19 protein-coding genes are annotated in these 19477 nt (G+C 54.2%); 13 read left to right on the forward strand and 6 right to left on the reverse strand.

Annotated features, from left to right (window positions below):
* The first annotated feature begins 893 nt into the window (after positions 1–893).
* The 9 genes from LUQ43_RS02860 (at position 894) to LUQ43_RS02900 (ending at position 6662) form a co-directional block, all read left to right on the forward strand.
* Complete coding sequence (locus LUQ43_RS02860; RefSeq protein WP_299963606.1) at positions 894–1109, forward strand: AbrB/MazE/SpoVT family DNA-binding domain-containing protein; 216 nt, start codon at positions 894–896, stop codon at positions 1107–1109.
* Positions 1102–1452 (forward strand): type II toxin-antitoxin system PemK/MazF family toxin, encoded by a 351-nt coding sequence (locus LUQ43_RS02865; RefSeq protein ID WP_299963608.1) that lies wholly within the window; start codon positions 1102–1104, stop codon positions 1450–1452. Before LUQ43_RS02860 ends, LUQ43_RS02865 begins: the two co-directional genes overlap by 8 nt.
* Positions 1453–1612: 160 nt before the next feature.
* A complete protein-coding gene (locus tag LUQ43_RS02870) occupies positions 1613–1807 on the forward strand; it encodes a hypothetical protein (protein WP_299963610.1) in 195 nt (64 codons plus the stop codon).
* A 217-nt stretch (positions 1808–2024) separates the two neighbouring features.
* Complete coding sequence (locus tag LUQ43_RS02875) at positions 2025–2945, forward strand: metalloregulator ArsR/SmtB family transcription factor (RefSeq protein WP_299963612.1); 921 nt, start codon at positions 2025–2027, stop codon at positions 2943–2945.
* Positions 2942–3427 carry an ArsR family transcriptional regulator gene (locus LUQ43_RS02880; RefSeq protein WP_299963614.1) on the forward strand — a complete coding sequence of 162 codons (486 nt, stop codon included), beginning with the start codon at positions 2942–2944 and terminating at the stop codon, positions 3425–3427. Before LUQ43_RS02875 ends, LUQ43_RS02880 begins: the two co-directional genes overlap by 4 nt.
* On the forward strand, positions 3424–4227 hold the full coding sequence (locus tag LUQ43_RS02885) for an EFR1 family ferrodoxin (RefSeq protein WP_299963616.1): 804 nt from the start codon (positions 3424–3426) through the stop codon (positions 4225–4227). Before LUQ43_RS02880 ends, LUQ43_RS02885 begins: the two co-directional genes overlap by 4 nt.
* Positions 4228–4287: 60 nt before the next feature.
* A complete protein-coding gene (locus tag LUQ43_RS02890) occupies positions 4288–4803 on the forward strand; it encodes a flavodoxin family protein (RefSeq protein WP_299963618.1) in 516 nt (171 codons plus the stop codon).
* A gap of 12 nt (positions 4804–4815) precedes the next feature.
* A complete protein-coding gene (locus LUQ43_RS02895; RefSeq protein ID WP_299963620.1) occupies positions 4816–5577 on the forward strand; it encodes a 4Fe-4S binding protein in 762 nt (253 codons plus the stop codon).
* Positions 5577–6662, forward strand: coding sequence for a radical SAM protein (locus LUQ43_RS02900; protein WP_299963622.1), 1086 nt, complete (start codon positions 5577–5579; stop codon positions 6660–6662). The genes LUQ43_RS02895 and LUQ43_RS02900 overlap by 1 nt, the downstream gene beginning before the upstream one ends.
* 773 nt (positions 6663–7435) lie before the next feature.
* Here the strand turns inward: LUQ43_RS02900 and LUQ43_RS02905 are convergent.
* From LUQ43_RS02905 to LUQ43_RS02915, 3 genes are all read right to left on the reverse strand, one after another.
* Positions 7436–8917, reverse strand: coding sequence for a hypothetical protein (locus LUQ43_RS02905; RefSeq protein WP_299963624.1), 1482 nt, complete (start codon positions 8915–8917; stop codon positions 7436–7438).
* Positions 8918–9000: 83 nt separating this feature from the next.
* The gene (locus LUQ43_RS02910) at positions 9001–9462 is read right to left on the reverse strand and encodes a protease inhibitor I42 family protein (protein WP_299963626.1); all 462 of its coding nucleotides are present in this window, start codon (positions 9460–9462) and stop codon (positions 9001–9003) included.
* Between the two features lie 150 nt (positions 9463–9612).
* Positions 9613–10119, reverse strand: coding sequence for a hypothetical protein (locus LUQ43_RS02915; RefSeq protein ID WP_299963628.1), 507 nt, complete (start codon positions 10117–10119; stop codon positions 9613–9615).
* A gap of 129 nt (positions 10120–10248) precedes the next feature.
* Between LUQ43_RS02915 and uvrB the strand changes: the two genes are divergently transcribed.
* The gene (gene uvrB / locus LUQ43_RS02920) at positions 10249–12186 is read left to right on the forward strand and encodes an excinuclease ABC subunit UvrB (protein ID WP_299963630.1); all 1938 of its coding nucleotides are present in this window, start codon (positions 10249–10251) and stop codon (positions 12184–12186) included.
* Between the two features lie 24 nt (positions 12187–12210).
* Here uvrB and LUQ43_RS02925 read toward each other — a convergent pair whose 3' ends face one another.
* The 3 genes from LUQ43_RS02925 to LUQ43_RS02935 form a co-directional block, all read right to left on the reverse strand.
* The gene (locus tag LUQ43_RS02925; protein ID WP_299963632.1) at positions 12211–13554 is read right to left on the reverse strand and encodes a PAS domain-containing protein; all 1344 of its coding nucleotides are present in this window, start codon (positions 13552–13554) and stop codon (positions 12211–12213) included.
* Positions 13555–13755: 201 nt separating this feature from the next.
* A complete protein-coding gene (locus tag LUQ43_RS02930) occupies positions 13756–16194 on the reverse strand; it encodes a DNA-directed DNA polymerase (protein WP_299963647.1) in 2439 nt (812 codons plus the stop codon).
* A 34-nt stretch (positions 16195–16228) separates the two neighbouring features.
* Positions 16229–17095, reverse strand: coding sequence for a lactate dehydrogenase (locus LUQ43_RS02935; RefSeq protein WP_299963634.1), 867 nt, complete (start codon positions 17093–17095; stop codon positions 16229–16231).
* 52 nt (positions 17096–17147) lie between these two features.
* Between LUQ43_RS02935 and LUQ43_RS02940 the strand changes: the two genes are divergently transcribed.
* From LUQ43_RS02940 to LUQ43_RS02950, 3 genes are all read left to right on the forward strand, one after another.
* A complete protein-coding gene (locus LUQ43_RS02940) occupies positions 17148–18035 on the forward strand; it encodes a dihydroorotate dehydrogenase (RefSeq protein WP_299963636.1) in 888 nt (295 codons plus the stop codon).
* Entirely contained in the window at positions 18028–18792 is a 765-nt protein-coding gene (locus LUQ43_RS02945; RefSeq protein ID WP_299963638.1) for a dihydroorotate dehydrogenase electron transfer subunit, read from the forward strand. Before LUQ43_RS02940 ends, LUQ43_RS02945 begins: the two co-directional genes overlap by 8 nt.
* A gap of 119 nt (positions 18793–18911) precedes the next feature.
* Positions 18912–19364: a DUF3800 domain-containing protein gene (locus LUQ43_RS02950; RefSeq protein WP_299963640.1), complete on the forward strand. Its 453-nt coding sequence runs from the start codon at positions 18912–18914 to the stop codon at positions 19362–19364.
* The last annotated feature ends 113 nt before the right edge of the window (positions 19365–19477 follow it).

Genomic DNA, 19477 nt, shown 5'->3' on the forward strand with positions numbered 1-19477 from the left:
CCGGTTGATCGGCTCGCGGGTTTTGAGCAGGGTTTGGATGTTGCCTGAAAATTTTCACGCAGGGTCCGCTAAAAAAATTTTTGTGTGAGTCCTGAGTGCCGCCAGGAAAATTTCATGCAAGGCCCGTTAACATTTGAGGGAACTGGCGCCGGACCGTCCATCCCAACGCCCTGTCATTCACCGGATATCCACTCCGGGATCGGTATCATCCCCTCATGCCAGACCCTGACCTGAAACCCCGAAAAACCCGTAAAATGCCCGGTTTTCCAATCCGGGCCTGTATCCAAAAAGCCCGAAATGGGTCCGGATGCCATCAGGGCACAATTTGGGTCTTGAATCAAAGATAAAGGTAATTTTGGCGTTTTTAAGATCTGGGCGAGTTTTCGCATAAATTTTTTCGCTGGGTAAAAGGGTGGGGGGTCGGAAAAAAAGTCCAGCCAAACGCTGCTATGAGGCTCCGGGGGGCATTATATGCACCTCAGATTTTACCCGGTTTGGCAATCGGGGGATGTATTATAGGTATTTTCACGTCGGAGAACAGGTTTTACGACGGTGCCACCGGATACGTGAATAATGGAGGGTACTGGGGAGAAGCGGAAGGATTCATCCGGGTGTCATACACGTTTTTCTGGATTTTTTGCAGGTCGATTCGATCGGACCCGGTTATCGCACATTTTTTTGCGGTCTTTTTTAAATTTTTTTACATTCCCGAAAAATATTCCTCAGTCGCGGAAGATCAGGTCCGTGCCCCGGCACCTGCGGAGACGGCCGTGCAGCAGATCTCTTGATGTTCCTGCTGCGGGTTCTTCTCTTCCCGCCATACTTTTCCATCCGGCCTGTGCTCTCCCGCAATGCTGATTATCTAAGAATCTTATATTCTAAGTTGAGAGCATATGTCCGACACGACCCTGATCAAGGTATCTTCAAAAGGGTTGATCACCCTCCCGAAAAAGATCCGCACACGCCTAGATATTCATGACGGCGATTACTTGACCATTTCATCGGATAACGACCAGATCATCTTCCGGAAGGCAAAGATCGAGATCGATTATGAAAATCAGGATGATGCATGGAAGGAGTATGCGAAGAGAAGGTTAGCGCATGAATGAACCGGCACAGGGATCGGTTGTCCTTGTGGATTTCACCTATTCGAACCAGGTGCAGTCCAAGGTACGCCCGGCACTTGTCATGAGCAATTCCCGGTATAATACGAGCTCCCGGGATGTGATCGTCATGAAGATCACGTCACGGAAACCAAAGATCATGGCGGTGGGCCTGACAAACGATGACCTTCTGGCAGGATCACTGGATCATCCGAGTTTTATACAGGTGGATGGGATCTATGCCCTTGAGAAAACATTGATCTGCAACACCATCGGTGTCGTACGGCCGGAAAAGATGATCGAGATCCGGACTCTGGTTTCAGATCTGTTTGCCCCTGATTCCGGGTAAAATCGTATGACCGGGACGAAACGCCGGAGAGGGCCTCGTCCGGCGCTGGTGGATCCGCAGGCAGAATGGTGCTGTTCCAAGTGTATGATTGATCTCCCTTTTTCCAGAAGGCGATTGGTAGTAACAGAACGTTCATAATCTCCCCGTTCCATCGCATTGTATGTACGACATCAAAGCCAGCAAGAAGATGGGTGACGGCATTCTTCTCTCCTATGATGAGAATGGAAAGACACTGTTCGAATCATTCAGCTTCCAGGAACTCATTGACATGAAGATCAATGTGCTCGACCTGATCGACCGGCCCATGAAATACAAAATTGACCGGAACGCACACCTGATCGTCTCACAAAAATAACCGGCACGCCCCGGAGTACAATCCTGTCGGTGCGATAACGGTACTTCAGGCACTCGAAGTTCGATCCTTCACATCCAGTCAATGATTTACCGGTCGATATCATGATGCCCGCACGATCGTCTTAAATTTTTTTCCTGTTCTTCCCTGCTGGAAATCCTTTGGAAGGTATTCAGCGAAATTCATATAAGTGTATAAGCAAACACTTATACGGATTATTATGGGGCCCTGCCACAAGTGCGAAGAGTGCAACCATCTCTGCGAGATCGTCCCCTCAATGGCCGGGACGTTCAAGGCTCTCGGTGATCTCACCCGGCTCCAGATCATTTACATCCTCTCAACCGACACGAGCGGGACGCTCGGTGTCTCCGAACTTGCGGCCCGGCTGAAAATTTCCCAGCCTGCGGTCTCCCAGCACTTAAAGACGCTGAAGACTGACGGGCTCGTTGAGTCGCGCCGGGACGGGTTCTATGTCTATTACACGATCAACCGCGAGCGGATGGTGGAGTTCCGGGAACATTTCGAGCTGATGTACGCAAGCGTCATGAAGCAGTGCAGCCGCGAGATGATCCGGAAGGCAAACACCGGCCACAGCGTACGGGCATGCGTCATCTACTACTCGTATTCCGGGATCACGCGGGGCATTGCCGAAGGGATCCGGAACGCGAGCGGGTGCGACATCATCGAGATCCGGACAAAGACCCCGTACTCCTCGTTTACTGTGTACACGACCGGCGTCCTCCGCTCACGCAAAGGAGACTGCGATCCCATCGTTCCGGATGAGATCGATGTCTCGCAGTATGACATCCTGATCATCGGCACCCCGGTCTGGGCATGGAAGCCCTCGCCTGCCATCAACGCGGCGGTCCAGGCGCTCCAAGGTTGCGAAGGCAAGATGGCCGTGATCTTCACGACCTGTTCCAACCATCCCGGGGAGGCCCTGCCGATCCTGAGTAAAGCGCTGGAGGAACGCGGGGTCACGGTCATGGCAGAGATCAGCCTGGATGCGGAGGATACGAAGAACCCGGATGCGGGCGGGGAAATTCTCCGGCAGATCATTGCGGCAAACCCGTTGCGGATAGCGGACGACGGGATTGCCGGGGAAGAGACAATGGGTGAGATCAAGGAGGGAAAACAATGAAAACGAGTATTGTAGTTGCTTCGTATTCCGGGACAACCCGGGGAATCGCGGAACAGATCCAGAAGACCTGCGGAGGAGAGATCATCGATGTGAAGTCACGCGATCTCCTGTCCCGGTTTGTTACCTTCATGGCCCGGCATTCTCCCGGCATGAACGTAACGGATGGTGGCACCGTGCCGGAAAGGATCGATGTGACCGGTTCGAGCCTCGTGGTCATCGGGACCCCGGTCTGGGGCGGAAAACCCGTCCCGGCCATCCGGAAAGCCATAGCCGGACTCCACGGGTGCGAGGGAAAACCGGTCGTGATCTTTGCTACCTGCGGGGAAAAACCGGGCAGCACCCTTGAGGTACTGGTAAAAGACCTGGCGGCAAAGGGGATGACGGTTGCCGGGCAGTTCTCCCTGAACAAGAAGGCGATCGACGATGGCACTCAGGTGACAGCGCTCATCGCGAAAATTCAGGAGACGGGGAACAGTCCATGAAGACGATCGTCTACTACTTTACCGGCACCGGCAACTCGCTTGCCGCAGCAAAAAAGATCGCCGCAGCTCTCGGCGACTGTGATCTGGTACCGATTGCATTGCTCGAGAAGAACTGTGGGGACATCGTTCCGCCGGCCGACCGGGTGGGCATCGTGTGCCCGGTCTATTTTACCGGCCTGCCGCTCATCGTGGCATCATTTGTGGGGCGCCTGGATCCTGCAGCAGCAAAGTATGTGTTCGCAGTTGTCACCCACGGCGGGGGCGGAGAGTCCGCCGCACTCCGGCAGCTTGACCGTATCCTCCGGAAGCGGCAGGGACGGGGAATCGATGCAGGATTTGGTGTAGCCATGCCCGGCAATTATATCCTGATGTATGACTCGCCCGCAGGAAAAGATCAAGAAGAGATCCTGACAAAGGCAGACAACGAGATCGCAAGGATAACCGGGCCGGTATCCCGGTGTGAGAAATGCGATCTGCCCACCTCGTTTGTCCCGCGCTTACTGCATACCCTGATCTACCCATGGTTCACGTCCCACGTCCATACGGATGACCGGAAATTTACCGTCACCGGCAAATGTACGTCCTGCGGGACCTGCGTTGCCCTATGCCCGGCAAAAAATATCGAACTGGTGCAGGGAAAACCGGTCTGGAGACACCACTGCGAACTTTGCTGTGGCTGTATCCATCTCTGCCCGGTACAGGCCATCCAGGCAGGATCGAATACGGAGAAACGGTTACGGTACCGGAACCCGGACATAACGATCGCCGACATGAAAGCCCAGCGGGGAGATGAATCCTAGGGTATGAAAAATCCGGAACAGGGAAACGCCGGACAGAATGAAAAGGAGGCCGGGACCCGGATGCCTGTGAAATCTCTCGTGATCGTGTTCTCCTACCATCACAGGAATACGGAAAAGATCGCTAACGCGATCGCACAGGTTCTTGATGCACCGGTGAAAACCCCTCGACAGGTGAGTCCCGAAGGACTTGCGGAGTATGACCTGGTTGGTTTTGGCTCCGGGATATATGGAGCAAAAAATCACGGGTCTCTTCTTGACCTGGCCGGTAACCTGCCGTTCGCGGATGACAGGAATGCCTTCATCTTCTCGACCTATGGTGCCCCGGCCGGCTTGTATACGGGGGAACGACTCAGGGAATTTGTCAAAGACAACCATGCGGCCCTCCGGGAAAAACTACAGTCCCGGGGGTACCATGTTGTCGATGAATTTGCCTGTGCAGGTCTCAACACGAACAGTTTCCTCAGGTTCTTCGGCGGACTGAACAAGGGCAGGCCCGATGAAAAAGACCTCCGGCATGCGGAAGAGTTTGCTGAGAATCTGAAACGGCACGATAATAGTGAGAATGAAATTATTTAAAAGGGAATTACCATGACAGAACCAGAAAAAAGCAAAACCGTATCGTCCAGGCAGAACCTCCGGAAATGGCTTCTCGTCATCTCCTTTGTCCTGCTCCCGGTAACGCTCATGCTCATCTCGCCCCTCGTCATCATGATGGGGGCAGCCCAGGGCATTGCCACCGGCAGTATGCTCCTCTTCATCGCGAACTTCATCCTCTCGCTCGTTGTCGCCCGGCTCTGGTGCGGCTGGCTCTGTCCGATGGGGGCATGGCAGGAGATTTGTTCGCCGGTCTTTAAGCACACCGTGCAGGAAGGGTGGCGCAACTACGTCAAGTACGGCGTCACCGTGCTCTGGCTTGCCGTGCTCGCGTATTTCTTCTTCTCCGCCGGGGGAATCCGGGCCGTGGACCCCTTCTTCGGCATGGAGAATGGCCTCTCGATTACGTCCAGTGCAACCCTCATGGTGGTCGTGGTCATCTTTGCGATCATGTTCATCGTAGCCTACCTCATGGGCCGGCGCGGATTCTGCCATGTCTTCTGCCCGGTTGCCGCTCTCATGATCACCGGCCGGAAGATCCGGAACCTTGCCGGCTGGCCGGCGCTGCAGCTCAGGCCCGATGCCTCCTGCTGCATTGACTGCAAAAAATGTTCGAGGGAATGCCCGATGGGTCTTGACGTGAACGGCATGGTCCGTAAGGGAGATATGGAGAACGCCGACTGCATCCTCTGCGCGAGCTGCGCCGATGCCTGCCCGAAGGGCGCAATAACGTATGGATGGATGAAAAAAGAGTGATGGAATCAAGAGGCACGGAATACCGGAATATCTTCGACCGCGTTATCGCAGAGACCCTTTCGCAGGCAGTCCGGATCATCGCGGCCAACCCGGCGCTCGTCATTCCCGCAACCGTCATCCTCCACCACCAGCGGAAAGCCGCAGCGGTCCGGAAGAAACATGAGCAGGATGGTCTCCTAGTCCCGCCCGTGATGATCGTGAGCATCACCTCGCGCTGCAATCTTGCCTGTGCCGGCTGCTACATGGCCGGGCGAAAAGAGATGCATGTGGCCGAGATGACACCGGAGACGCTGACGTCGATAGTCGACCAGGCTGCCGGTTTCGGGGTCTCGGTCATTGTGATCGCTGGTGGGGAACCGCTTGTCCGGAAGGATGAGATCCTCCGTATCGCGCACGCCCATCCCGCGATCCTCTTCCCGGTCTTCACCAACGGACTCCTGATTGATGCGGAGATTGCCGGAGCGATTGCGCATTGCCGGAACATCGTCCCCATCATCAGCTTCGAGGGATTCCGGCAGGACACCGATACGCGGCGGGGGAGCGGGGTCTATGATCGGCTGCTCGCAACCTGCGCCCTTCTGGAAACCCGGGACATATTCTTCGGCTGCTCGCTGACAACAACGCAGGCGAATTTTGCCCATGTCACGGACGAGGCGTTCATCCGCCGGATGCTCGAGGCCGGTGCCCGGGTCTTCACCTTCGTCGAGTACGTGCCCATGGAGCCGGAAACGGAGAATCTTGTCCTGACTCACGAGCAGAAGAAGATGCTCCAGGCAGTCATGTCAGCGTTCAATGAAAAATTCCCGGCCCTCTTCATCGGGTTTCCCGGCGATGAGGATGCGTATGGGGGGTGCCTTGCGGCGGGCCGGGGTTTCGTGCACATCAGCCCGTCCGGGGATCTCGAACCCTGCCCCGCGGCCCCGGTCTCGGATGCGAACCTTGCGGCCGTGCCGCTCAGGGAAGCGCTCCGCTCCCGGGTGCTCTCGCGGATCCGGGACGAGCACGGCCTGCTTACGGAGTCACACGGGGGCTGTGCACTCAGGGCGAACCGGGAGTGGGTACGGGAACTGTTGCGATTGCATTAATTTTATCTCTATTGGATACGGTTGTTTGACCTGGACCAAACAGAAGCCATTTCCGCCCCGGATTGCCCCTCTAAAAGACCCGACCGGCAGTATTTCGCGGAAAAACGACAGTATTGTTTTGGGATTCGCTCAAAATCCCCTCTGATTGGCGTAAATCCGGGTAAACTGCGCCCGGACAATGACAGTATTTAGCAGTGTTCCAGTGGCCAATCGCCCCCAAACCCGGGCATCCCCCGTTTTGCACGTGCACATATGAAAATCACCCAGTAAAAAGACGCACGTATTCGCATTCTGTTGGCAAATCGGGGGGTGCCATCGGGTGCCGGAAGTGGCGATTGGCTGCCGGAACTGATCCGGATCACTAGTTTCACGTCGGAGAATCAGGCATATGAAGTTTGTCAGACATCTGGCGAAGGGGGGTCTCCGAAGGAGAGTGAGATGCATGGGGAGCAGTACTTATGGGGAGAGTGTCCGGGTCGGTGGGTATCCGGGGAGAAACAGCAGAGATGGGGGTTTTCTCTGGAGATGGTGAAAATCTCCCCCTCCCTTTGCAATAGCGGTGAGGTGGCCCTCATGTGCGATCCTGACTAATGCTTGGGGCCGGAAAAGTTTGGCGGAATGTGCGGGATTTTTTTTGGGACGGACTTCTGAAGAAAAAAATTTATACACGATGTCGGAGAAATTTCCGGAAATTTTTTTTGAAGAAACTCAAAGGATAAGTAGCTACACTCTGTCTCTTTGTGTTCACGTCAGAAGAAGCGCAATATATGCTTTCATTCACCTATTGATGACTTGGAAATTTTTCCAATGAACATTTTTTCTAGAATAGTTCTCATTTTAGACAATTCCCCATCAGTGATTGAAATGTCCCTTATTCCGTGAATAATGTCTGTTCGTTTACGTCTCATTTTTTGCAATGCACTTATTTCATCAGTTGAAAAAGAAATTTCCAGATTTTGAATTAATTGAGAAAATCTTTCCATTAATGGACTATCATTGAGCATATTGATTTTAGATACGATTGCACTCTTTTGCCTCTCACTAAATTCATCAGATAGAACAATTTTTTTTAATTTTTCTCTCTCATCGTCCGTGAATATACTATCATCGAGCATATTGATTTTAGATACGATTGTACTCTTTTGCTTCTCATTAAATTCATCAAACCGAATAATTTTTTTCAATTTTTCTTTTTCATCGTCCGTGAAAAGTGTTTCAGCAGATTCGCCAGAAATTAAAAAATCAAATGCAATCCATAGATCAAGAAATTTGTCTTTCCTATCTCCTTCTTGCATTGCTTTCCTGAGCCAATGTAAAACTTGAAGTAAATTTTCTTCTTCTTGAGTCGGTTCTTTTTTCACTATCAGATCATTACATAATAAAATCAAATCATCGAAAAATTTTATGGGTTTTTCATCCAGAGACAATCTCTTTTCACTTATTGATTCCACATCATAGAAAAGAGCGGCGTGAGAACTAATTTCACGACAATAAATTGTTGTAGGAATCTTAACTTTCGACAATAAATGGTAATAGTTAAATGGAAAATTTTGATAATGTGAATTAATTGTCATTGAAGGAAATGAAAGATCGGTCCGTAAGGCAATAATATCAATCGCTTGTGAAATTTTTTCATATCCTTTTGAAATAGCCTCAAAAAAATTTATAGCCTTTATCTTTATTTTAGCCCTGACAGAACAATCAATCCAAAAAAGATTTTTCTTTCCAGTATTGCTATCCTTGATTATCGAATCATCCAAATCGTCAAATTTTTGATAAAACTTTACATTTCCTATTCTAAAACAATCTTTAGTCTCAAAATTTAGAATTGGAATAATTATAAAAAAATTTCTCTCAGCATCAATTTGACATCGCGAATTTGGATTGAGAATAAAACCCGAAGATTGAGCGATAACATCCATTCTTTCAACGGGTTTCATATCAAGAAATTCAGCCGAAAAGGTTTCATTTTCCAATCTTAATGTCTCATCTTCAAAATTTATTATTCCAATTTTGTCATTAAATTGATAATTTTTGACAATTCCAATATAACGCGTTTTCTCATTAAAATAAATTTCAATATGATCTTTAAAATCAACATTCCGGAATTCCGGATTAATATTTAAGTCAATTCGTACGGTACCTTCTGTTTTAGAAAAAATTGCTTCGTGAGTTTTGAATTCTATGCCCTCTGAAAATGACCTCCCACTAATTTTTATAAAAGGATATTGTTTGGCAGGTTGATTTGAGGGCATACTATCAATTTAGTTATTATCATCGGTACATCTCTAATGTTTCCTCTACCGAATCTTGGATATGTTGAAAAATAAAAAATATCTCACTCAACAACAACCGTCATCGAGAACCCGGTCTCGTTGCCGGTGACCGGCTCCCATGATCGGCCATACACCGCATTGATCTTCTGTACTCCCGTTGCAATGGCCGTGATATCCCAGGTCCGCGTCCCTCCGGCGCCCATCAGTTTCCCGGTCTTGTCCGACGACTCGTAGGTGTCGTTGGTCACGAGAAGCCCGGGCGTTGTGGTAAGATTCCACTGGTAGCCTGTGGTGGGATTCTCCTGCAGCGTAACGATGATATAATTGCCCTGCTTCACGTACACGGTGCCGTTGTCCTGTGCCTCGGTCACGACAATGTGGCTTACCTGGACCGCTGTCCCGGTGGGTGTGGGCGGCGTGGTCTTGCTTACGGAATTCCCTGTCCCGGTACAGCCGGCGAATACGACTGCTGCGGCAAGCAGGAAGACGATACAGATCGTGATGACTGGAGGTGTGTTGAGCATGATGCAACTCCCGAATCTTTTCTCTGTCCGTAGATTTGTTGCCGGGATATTTATGGTTATATTTGACCGCGAAAAAACCGGGAGTTACCGGTGGAGCCGGGAATGTGACATGGGTGCAGGAGGTACGTTCAGGCCCCATTGCAAGGACAATCATTCATCAGGGTGCGGTGCAGGCCGGAGCTGGAGCAGGACAATTTCGCCGTCTTTACGGGTGGAGACGAGCATACTGATCTTCTCTTCGGTTCCTTTGTCCCTGCGGCAGAGGGTTGCCGGGCGGTTGGTAATCGGCTGCCCGGTTACAAATGTCTCGTTGACCGATGCCCTGAAGACACAATCGGAACAGAAATGTGTTGTACCGCAACCGCCATCGATGAAGGCATTGATGCAGTCCAGCACCTCTCCCCCGAGTTTTCCCCTCACCATCTTGAGGGGTTTTTGCGCAAGCGACAGGGCAAGATGGTTTGCCGCAATGACGTTGACATCGTCATCCACCAGGAGGACCGGCGCATCAAACAGGTCGAGGAATTTTTTGGCATTGAATCCGTGATCGGTCATGATCTGCGTAAAACAGGATTTGCAGACCCCATGGTTCACCAGGTCATCCGGTGAAGTGCCGGGAATAATAACCGTAGTGCAGAACGAGCAGACCGTCTTCATAATAAAAACAAATTAGCATGCGTGGTGGTTGAATATAACAATTCGTCTGCCATGCGATCGTGCGGGTGATTCACCTTCATGCCGCATCCCCATTCCTTATTATATCCGGATGAAAAACACCTCAGCACCGTGTCAGAATTCCAGCTCGTCTCCACCTTCGAACCTGCCGGCTCGCAGCCGGACGCGATCAAACAACTGATCGAAGGCCTCGAAAGGAACGAGCAGTACCAGACCCTCCTTGGCGTCACCGGTTCCGGCAAGACGTTCACGATGGCAAACGTGATCGCAGCCGGGGACCGGCCAACGCTCGTGCTCGCCCACAACAAGACGCTCGCCGCCCAGCTCTACTCTGAGTTCTGCGACTTCTTCCCCAAGAACCGGGTCGAGTACTTCGTCTCCTATTACGATTACTACCAGCCCGAGTCCTACATCCCGTCAAAGGACCAGTACATCGAGAAGGACTCCGCGATCAACCCCAAGATCGAGATGCTCCGGCTCTCCGCCACCGCATCGCTCTCGTTCCGGAAAGACGTGATCGTGGTCGCCTCGGTCTCCTGCATCTACGGCCTCGGCAACCCGGAGAACTTCCGGAACATGGGGTTCGAGCTCGCGGTCGGCCAGAAGATCGGGCGGAACGAGATCATGAGCCGGCTCCTGGACATCCTCTTCCAGCGAAACGATCTCGAACTGATGCCGGGCCGGTTCCGGGTCAAGGGCGACACCATCGACTTCATCCCCGGGTATTTCAACAACATCATCCGGGTCGAGTTGTTCGGCGACGAGATCGACCGCATCAGCGAAGTGGACAAGAACACCGGTGCAAAGAAAGAGGCGCTGAAATATTTCTACGTGTACCCGGCCCGGCACTTCGTCACGCCCGAGAGTTCGCGCAAGGCAGCGATCGCGTCTATTCTCAAAGAGCTCGACGAAGTCCTCCCCTCACTTGGCCTGATCGAAGCCCACCGGCTCGAACAGCGGACCCGGTACGACATCGAGATGATCGAGGAGACCGGCTCCTGCAAGGGCATCGAGAACTATTCCCGGCACTTCGACGGTCGGAGTGCCGGCGAGAAACCCTACTGCCTGCTCGACTATTTTCCCGATGATTTCCTGATGATCATTGATGAGAGCCACCAGATGATCCCGCAGCTCCACGGCATGTACAACGGCGATCGGTCCCGCAAGAAGTCGCTCATCGACTACGGCTTCCGGCTGCCGAGCGCGTACGACAACCGGCCCCTGAAGTTCCACGAGTTCGAGCAGTACATGGCAAACGTGATCTTCGTCTCCGCAACGCCCGGCGATTACGAGCGGAAGATCTCGGCCCAGCTGGTCGAGCAGATTATCCGCCCGACCGGCCTTGTGGATCCCCATGTCGAGGTCCGGCCCATCGCGGGCCAGACCGATGACGTGATCATCGAAGTGCAGAAGACGATCGCCCGGGGCGACCGCGTGCTCATCACGACCCTGACCAAGAAACTCGCCGAGGAGCTCTCCGAATATTTATCCGACCAGGGCATCCGGACGCGGTACCTCCACTCCGAGATCCAGACACTGGAGCGGAGCGAGATCATCCGCGAACTCCGGCTCGGCAAGTTCGATGTCCTGGTCGGCATCAACCTCCTCAGAGAAGGCCTCGACATTCCTGAGGTCGGGTTCATCGGCATCCTCGATGCAGACAAGGAAGGTTTCCTCCGCGATGCAAAGAGCCTGATCCAGATCATCGGGCGGGCCGCACGGAACGTGAACTCGACGGTCGTACTCTATGCCGATGCCATGACCGACTCCATGAAGCACGCGATTGCCGAGACGAAACGCCGGCGCGATCTCCAGCTGGCGTACAATAAAAAACACCATATCACCCCCATGACGATCATCAAGCCGGTCAAGGAGAAGGAAGTCGAGGTCACGGACACAAAGCACGTGCCGAAGAACGAGATCCCCAATGTCGTGATCGAGCTGGAGACGCAGATGCACGACGCGGCAGAGAATCTTGACTTCGAGCGTGCAATTGCCCTGCGCGACCAGATCAGAAAATTCAACGAGCGGCTGGCAGAGAAGTCCTGACACCTCCCCCGCCCGGCTCATCCTTCAGCGGCGTGACGGGTCAATACCCTTTTTTGGATCAGGTTTCCCGCTGGTCCCGACATTGTAGTATTTCCGGATGAAGTTCCGGACATTCTCGGACTCGATCCAGCCCTTGTCCAGCCGGGTGACGATCAGGTCGATCTCTTTTGCCTGCATGAGGATCCTGTCGCTGACATCACCGTCGTACAGGCTTGCGAGCCCGACAATGACCGCGAGGGGATTCCTGATGTTGTCGCCAAGGATCGCGAACTGCTCGATGTTCTTCTCGATCTGCTGGAGTGCCTGGCGCTTGTCGGCTTCCATCTGCTTACGGTCGGTGATATCGATGAAGAATGCCATGATGCAGATCGGCTCGCCCTTGTCGTTTTGGACCTGGTTTATCCAGAGGAGGGCATAAAAAGGTGTCCGGTCGTATTTCAGCATCCCGATCTCGCCAAACCAGCTGCCCCGGGTCATGACTGCGCTCCTGATCTTCTCAAAGTGCTGGTTGCTCATGAGCGTTTGGTTCATGCCTTTGCCAATAAGATCCGTGTCATCCCTGCACCCCATGAGGGCGATGAATGCCTTGTTCACGTACGTGGTATTGAAATCGAGGTCAAGGATCCCGATTGCGTTGATGGATGTGCTGATTGCATGATCCTTGATGCGGAGGGCGATCTCCGTATTTTTCCGGTCGGTGATATCGATGATGGTGGCAACGAACCGGCTGTCCGCGAGCATCCCGGCGGAGATCAGGATCCACCGGTACCCGCCGTTTTTGGACCGGAACCGTGCCTCGAAATTTTCAACACTGCGGTTCTGCTTCAACTGGCAGAAGAAGAGATCTTTTTTATCGGGATCGGCAAACAGGGCGCTGAACGGGATATTGAGGATCTCGTCTTCTGAATACCCCAGCATGGCGGAGGCGTGCTGGTTCACTTCAACGATCTTCTGTGTTGCTGGATCGACCACGCCGACACCGGCCTGGGAATGATTGAAGAGGCCCCGGTATTTCGTCTCGTTTGTCCGCATATGGGTAGCGATGCTCGATACCACGATCGAGACGCCGATGAGGACGAAACAGGCAATGGTCGCTGTAATCATGACCTGGACAACGGCACCCATGAAAGAGACCATGCCCAGGTAGGCACCCGAGATGAGAACGGAGAGCAGGGGACCGCGATCCGGGTACCAGTAGGCAGCGATGACGACCGGAAGATAGAAGAGATCGGGAGCAATCGTGTTGTAGGTATTCTGGAGGGAAAGGATGTTGATCAGGAGCGCCAGGAGGGTTGTGATGAGGATCATACCCAGCCAGAAGCTGGCGTTGCCTGTCTGCCGTTTAAGGAACAAAGGTATACTGATCATTAACGTACTGCCCGGATAGTGTATGCCGTCTGCCCGTAAAGAACCGGATCATACCGTATATCATGCTTTTAATGGAATGATCTGCTATTAACATTTTTTATTTGAGCCTGACGGCAGAAACGGGAATGATGGTGTACGGTCATCCCGGCTGCAATCAGCGGCAGGGAACCCGGTCTCTGCTCCCTCCGTGAAGCCGCGGGACTAGCCGAGCCCCCACTGGGCGAGCGTTGTCCGCGACGGGTCGACATCGTCCCAGTTCCAGCCGAGCGCTTCGATGATCCGGGAGATCGGCTGCTTGATGGTCTTGTCGAGCATCAGCTCCCGGTCAACCACGAACTCCGGTGGCACCTGGTCGGCATACTCAAAACAGAGCACATCCGTCTTGGGATATTTCGACGTCACCTGCTTGATGTAGACCCGCTTGGGTTTGCTGCCCTTCCCGAACTCCGTGTGCAGGTACTCGTTGGCGTATTTCGCCCCTCTCACCTGTGCGTCATCCGTATCATATGCATCAAGCGCCTTGCCGATCCCGCCGGGGATGCCGATCTCGTCCAGCGTATACTTCCCGGCCCGGTATTTCGTGATCACGCCCGACAGGAATGCCTTGATCTCCGGGTATTCCTTGCCGTCAAGGATCTGTTCCATCACGGTCTTCTGCACGATCTTCGTGATCTGCGGCGTGTCGCTGCGCTTGATCTCGAAGCCCACGATGTCGGTCTCGTGCACGTCCTTCCCCTCTTTCCAGACGAGCGATCCCGCATACCGCTTCTTCTTGCCGGCCTGGAAGAACCGGGCATAGATCTTCTCGAACTTAATGGAGAAGAAATTGACATCGGCGCCCAGTTCGTTCTTTGCAAAGGTGGCATAACTCCCGTTGAGCGCCTTCTCGATCGTCCGGGCAATCGTGATGGTAGCCTCGCGATCGATGACCCCGGGGAGATGCACCATGCAGGAATCCGTGTCCCCGTAGATGACCTTGTAGCCCATCCTCTCGATCTCGCGCCGGGTGTGTTCGATGATCGCCCGGCCCACGGAGGTGACGGCCGACCCGATCTCCCGGTCGAAGAGGCGGAACCGGGTGTAGCCCGAGACACCGTAGTACGTGTTCATGATCACTTTCATCACGTTCTGCTGCATGTCGTACATCAGGTACTGCGGGGAGCCGAACTCGAAGGTGTTGCGCAGGCGTTTCTTATCGTCCCGCTCCTTGAGAAGATCGGATATGATGCTCCGTGTCAGCCCGTCCGGCTCTTTCCGGAACCGGATCCCGTTGGGAGCCCGGAGTTCCCCGTCCGGGTCCTTGGTCTCCATCGAGGCGTTGATGGTCATCATCGCCATCGGGTAGAGCGACTTTAAGTCGAGCACCACCACGTTCTCCCGCACGCCCCTGCTCGGCTCGAAGACCGTTGCGCCTTCGAACTCTTCGGCATTGGCGAATCCCTTGGAGGGCAGCACGTACTTCCCGAACGCTTTCTTGAGCACGTAGACATCGATCACGCTCGATGAGTTCAGGGTCTTGTCGAGCGGGCAGCCAACGTACCGGGCGATCTCGCGGTAGAACCCGATGATATTGTCCTTCCTGTTGATTCCGACGCAGAGCTCCACGTCCTTGAAGTTGTACTCTACGAAAAGTGCCGGCTGCTTCTTCCAGAGATCGGAGACGGTCCCGGTGTACCTCACTTTCTGCTCGCCCAGTTCCTCCATGGCGATCGCGTCGAGCCGGTACGATTCCTTCAGGCTTAAGTGCATCTTCTTGTACGCGGTGAGGAGATCGAAGAGCGCCCGGCCCCGGAGGGCATTTCTCTCGGTCTGGCCGGGGATCCGGGCAAGGGTGTCGGAACGGAGGCCGAGCCGCTCCATCCTGCCGGTGATGTACGGCATATCGAAGTCAACGAAGTTCCAGCCCGAGAGCACGTCCGGGTCGCGGGCGATAATGTAGGCCGCAAATGCCCTGAGCATCTCGGTCTCGTCCGCGTACGGGCAGATCGTGTGGTTCTCTTTCCGGAAGCAGCCGTTCTTCAGACCTCCTTCGCTCACCTTGCCGGCAATTTCAGCCGGCAGCCCGTCGGACAACAGGAACGTGGTATAGTCCTCGTCAAAGGAATCATAGCAGCAGATGCAGGTGATCTTGTCCCGCTGGGGATCGGGGAACCCCCGCTCGTCCTCGCACTCGATATCGATGATGCAGGTGCGGGCCGGTGCATCGACTTCAACGGCTGCGATCTCGCGGTAGTCCACGTTTTCCGAAGGGGCAGAGACTCCCCCGGTGAGGCCGGTATCGATCATGAACCGGGTAGCAAACGGGATGTCCGCCTCGAAGTGGCGGTAGCGCTCACGGACATCGCGCACATCGCCCGGCCGCTGGGTGTAGAGCCGGCGGAGGGGCTCGTTGCGGATCGAGCGGTAACTGGTCCCGGTCTCGAGCGTTGCCTGTGGGGGGAGCGCAACCGTCTCTGCCTGGTCGGCAGGGACATAAAAATACGGTTTGAACCCGGTAACATCCAGCCGGATCGCCTTTCCCTGCGTATCCCGCCCGAAGATGTGGATGACCGGGCCGTCAGGGGAGTTGCTGTACTCTACCTGGTTGATCGCGATACGTACGCCGGAGGCGAATGAATCAAGGGTGCAGGGTGCATTCATGCAGGTCTCGGTCCGGGCGGACTGCGAGGCCATGTTACCGCACCGCCTTTTTGCAGAGGCCGGAAACGAAAGCTCCCGCCGCGTTCATCTTCTCCGCTTCCCAGGGATCCAGGTTCCATTCTGTTATCTCCAGGATCCCCTCTCGCCCGATCCGGACCGGTACACCAAGCGAGCAGCCGGTAAGGCCGTACTCGCCGTCAAGCACCGATGAGCAGACGGCCGGTTCCCGCGTGTTCGAAAGGACCATACGGGCGAGCCGTGCAAGGTGGAGCGCCGGCCCGAAGACCGTGCCGCCCTTGCCTTTGATGACTTCCATGCTGGCGCCCCGGAGTTCGCTGAGGATCTCTTCCCGGAGGGGCGTTGCGATCGGTGCATCCAGCCGGGAAAAGAGCGGTACCTGGTGCTCCCCGTGCTCGCCAAGAACGGACGGGAACCCCCCGATCTCTCTCTCGCGGAGGGCGAGGCCGAATCGTGCGCTGTCGAGCTGGCCGCCAAACCCGATGCATCGTTCCCTGGGAAGACCGGTTGTTTTGCAGAGGTAATAGTTGTTGACGTCCATCGGGTTCGTGACCGTGATCAGGACGCCGGAAAAATGCTTCAGCAGCCCGGCGCTGTCGCGGGTCGCCGGCATGTTGGCATCGAGCAGGTCGGCGCGGGTCTTCACCGAGGGGTTCCGTGGCAGCCCGGCAGAGAAGACGCAGAGATCCGCATTCCGGATCTCCCTCACGTCGGTCCTGATCGTGATATCAAGACCGGTGTGCTTAAGGTCGAGCACCTGCGCCCGGAGGAGTGCGGGGACATTGTCATAGAGAATAAGTTCGTCGGCGATCCCAAGCGATGCAGCAAGGTACGCAACCTCGCCGCCGATCCTCCCGACTCCGACAACTGCAAGGCACGCCATCTGGTACCAATATGGGTTATGCTAATAATAAATAACGACCATTTCCTGATGGATGGTTACGATCAGACCGGACCCGGTGCATGTGGGCGGAGTTGCGCTGGAGAATCATCTCCTGCTCGCAGCCGGGGTTCTCGGCACAACCGGCGCATCGCTCTTGCGGATGCTGAATCTCGGCGCAGGGGGAGTTGTCACCAAGTCTATCGGCCCGCACCCGAAAGAAGGTCACAGCGGGCCCTGCCTTGTCGTCCTCGAGGACGGGCTCCTGAACGCGATGGGACTTCCCAACCCGTCAAAAGAGTTCGTGGATGAGATCGCAACGCTGGCGAAAAAACCGGTGATTGTCAGCATCTTTGGCGGGAACCCGGAGGAGTTTGCTGAAGTGGCCGGCTGGTTTGCCGGCAGGGTTGCGGGAATTGAACTCAATCTCTCCTGCCCGCATGCCGAAGGCTACGGCTCGGCGATCGGCACCGACCCGGCGCTGGTCGAGGCCTGCACCCGGGCCGTGAGTAAAAGCGGTATCCCCACCTGGGTGAAGCTGACCCCGAACGTGACGGACATCACCGCGATCGGGAAGGCCGCAGAGAAGGGCGGGGCGAGCGCGATTGTCGCGATCAATACGGTGAAGGCGATGCGGATCTCCACCGGCATCCGCCGCCCCATGCTCGGCAACCGGTACGGCGGCCTCTCGGGAAGCGCTGTCTTTCCCATCGCGGTCCGGTGCGTGTACGAGCTCTACGATGCCGTGAAGATCCCGATCATCGGGTGCGGCGGTGTCTCGACTGCCGACAACGTGGTCGAGATGATGATGTCGGGAGCGCAGGCCGTGGAGATCGGCAGCGCGGTTTTCGACGATGTGAAGGTCTTTGGGACTATCCGTGACAGCCTGTACGCAAAGGACGGGATTCCCGCAAAGGACATCGTGGGGTGCGCCCATGGCTGAAGGAACGCCGATCACGGCTACGATCACCCGGATCAAAAACGAGACCCCGAATATCCAGACGTTCTTCTTTGAGCCTCCCGTGGTATTCTCCCCCGGCCAGTTTGTCATGGTCTGGGTGCCCGGGGTAGACGAGATCCCGATGGCCTTGTCATCGTTAAACAGCATCACCGTCCAGAAGGTGGGCGATGCAACCTCCGCGCTCTTCTCGCTGAAGATCGGGGACAGGATCGGGATCCGGGGGCCGCTTGGCAATGGTTTCTCCAAAGCCGAGAAGATCCTCGCGATCGCCGGCGGCGTGGGTGCTGCCCCGCTCCTCCCGCTCGTCAGGGCCGACTGTGTCATGACCATGCTCCTTGGGGCGCGGACCGAGGCCGAACTGCTCTTCATCGACCAGCTCGATGAATGCACCGATGTCCTGATCGCTACCGATGACGGGACCTGCGGCCATCACGGCTTTGTGCCGGCGCTGATGGACGACCTCAACCTCGGGGCATACGACCGGATCGTTGTCTGCGGGCCGGAAGTGATGATGCGGGCCGTGCTTGCCAAGGTGGTGGAGAAGGGCCTTGAGCCAAAGACCGAGTTCTCGCTCCACCGGTATATGAAATGCGGGGTGGGGGTCTGCGGATCGTGCTGCATCGACCCGTCCGGTCTCCGCGTCTGCCGTGACGGCCCGGTCTTTTCCGGGGATGTCCTGTTGAAGAGCGAGTTCGGCCATTACATGCGGGACGCGAGCGGCAGGAAGAAGAAGATCTGATTTTTTCTGGGAATTGAGAGAATTTACTACGTTCATCTCAGTATAGGTAACTATCTGTCCCATCTCGAATCATTTATCAACTATTTATAAATAATAAAAGATTATACTAACTGGATTTCATGGCATCACTACAGCATCGCCATACGGTATCTGATAAACATCCAATTCCATCGCCGTTAGGTGTGAACATATACATTGACGAATCGGGAGATCTGGGATACCCGAACGGATCGAAATTTTTTGTGTTCGGTGCAGTGATTGTGAAAAACCATAATGACGAAAAATGCTGTAAAAAACACGTAATGAGGGCAAAACGAAAGATCTGGGGATCGTATAAATTCGATGAACTTAAAAGTTCGAATCTTCACGACGAATGTCGGGAGATTGTTATCAAAGAAATCTTAAAAGGGGATTATGATTTTGCTTATTCATTATTACGAAAAGATGAGGTGAAACCCGATCTCAGAAATACATCCGGATTGTACAACTGGCTGGCAGCATTGCTTGTTGAAGAAATTATCATTAAATATGGTTTTAAAAGTGATGTTAATGTAATAATTGATGCTCTGTAGAAAACCTAAACTAAAACAGATTGTATCGACGACCGCAAGATCTAAAGTACAGCGTCTCCTTACTTTGATGTGTCGTCATGTAAGGAGACAATTAAGAGATCGGCAAGCCGGAA

The organism is Methanoregula sp. (assembly GCF_028679125.1).
Taxonomy (GTDB): domain Archaea; phylum Halobacteriota; class Methanomicrobia; order Methanomicrobiales; family Methanospirillaceae; genus Methanoregula.

Bases quoted from the DNA above. Each gene is read 5' to 3' on its own strand.
- LUQ43_RS02945 (WP_299963638.1), top strand. From the start codon at position 18,028: ATGGCTGAAGGAACGCCGATCACGGCTACGATCACCCGGATCAAAAAC.
- LUQ43_RS02870 (WP_299963610.1), top strand. From the start codon at position 1,613: ATGTACGACATCAAAGCCAGCAAGAAGATGGGTGACGGCATTCTTCTC.
- LUQ43_RS02880 (WP_299963614.1), top strand. From the start codon at position 2,942: ATGAAAACGAGTATTGTAGTTGCTTCGTATTCCGGGACAACCCGGGGA.
- LUQ43_RS02930 (WP_299963647.1), bottom strand. From the start codon at position 16,194: ATGAATGCACCCTGCACCCTTGATTCATTCGCCTCCGGCGTACGTATC.
- LUQ43_RS02900 (WP_299963622.1), top strand. From the start codon at position 5,577: ATGGAATCAAGAGGCACGGAATACCGGAATATCTTCGACCGCGTTATC.
- LUQ43_RS02910 (WP_299963626.1), bottom strand. From the start codon at position 9,462: ATGCTCAACACACCTCCAGTCATCACGATCTGTATCGTCTTCCTGCTT.
- LUQ43_RS02950 (WP_299963640.1), top strand. From the start codon at position 18,912: ATGGCATCACTACAGCATCGCCATACGGTATCTGATAAACATCCAATT.
- LUQ43_RS02865 (WP_299963608.1), top strand. From the start codon at position 1,102: ATGAATGAACCGGCACAGGGATCGGTTGTCCTTGTGGATTTCACCTAT.
- LUQ43_RS02885 (WP_299963616.1), top strand. From the start codon at position 3,424: ATGAAGACGATCGTCTACTACTTTACCGGCACCGGCAACTCGCTTGCC.
- LUQ43_RS02925 (WP_299963632.1), bottom strand. From the start codon at position 13,554: ATGATCAGTATACCTTTGTTCCTTAAACGGCAGACAGGCAACGCCAGC.
- LUQ43_RS02935 (WP_299963634.1), bottom strand. From the start codon at position 17,095: ATGGCGTGCCTTGCAGTTGTCGGAGTCGGGAGGATCGGCGGCGAGGTT.
- LUQ43_RS02875 (WP_299963612.1), top strand. From the start codon at position 2,025: ATGGGGCCCTGCCACAAGTGCGAAGAGTGCAACCATCTCTGCGAGATC.
- LUQ43_RS02860 (WP_299963606.1), top strand. From the start codon at position 894: ATGTCCGACACGACCCTGATCAAGGTATCTTCAAAAGGGTTGATCACC.
- LUQ43_RS02940 (WP_299963636.1), top strand. From the start codon at position 17,148: ATGGTTACGATCAGACCGGACCCGGTGCATGTGGGCGGAGTTGCGCTG.
- LUQ43_RS02905 (WP_299963624.1), bottom strand. From the start codon at position 8,917: ATGCCCTCAAATCAACCTGCCAAACAATATCCTTTTATAAAAATTAGT.
- LUQ43_RS02915 (WP_299963628.1), bottom strand. From the start codon at position 10,119: ATGAAGACGGTCTGCTCGTTCTGCACTACGGTTATTATTCCCGGCACT.
- LUQ43_RS02895 (WP_299963620.1), top strand. From the start codon at position 4,816: ATGACAGAACCAGAAAAAAGCAAAACCGTATCGTCCAGGCAGAACCTC.
- LUQ43_RS02890 (WP_299963618.1), top strand. From the start codon at position 4,288: ATGCCTGTGAAATCTCTCGTGATCGTGTTCTCCTACCATCACAGGAAT.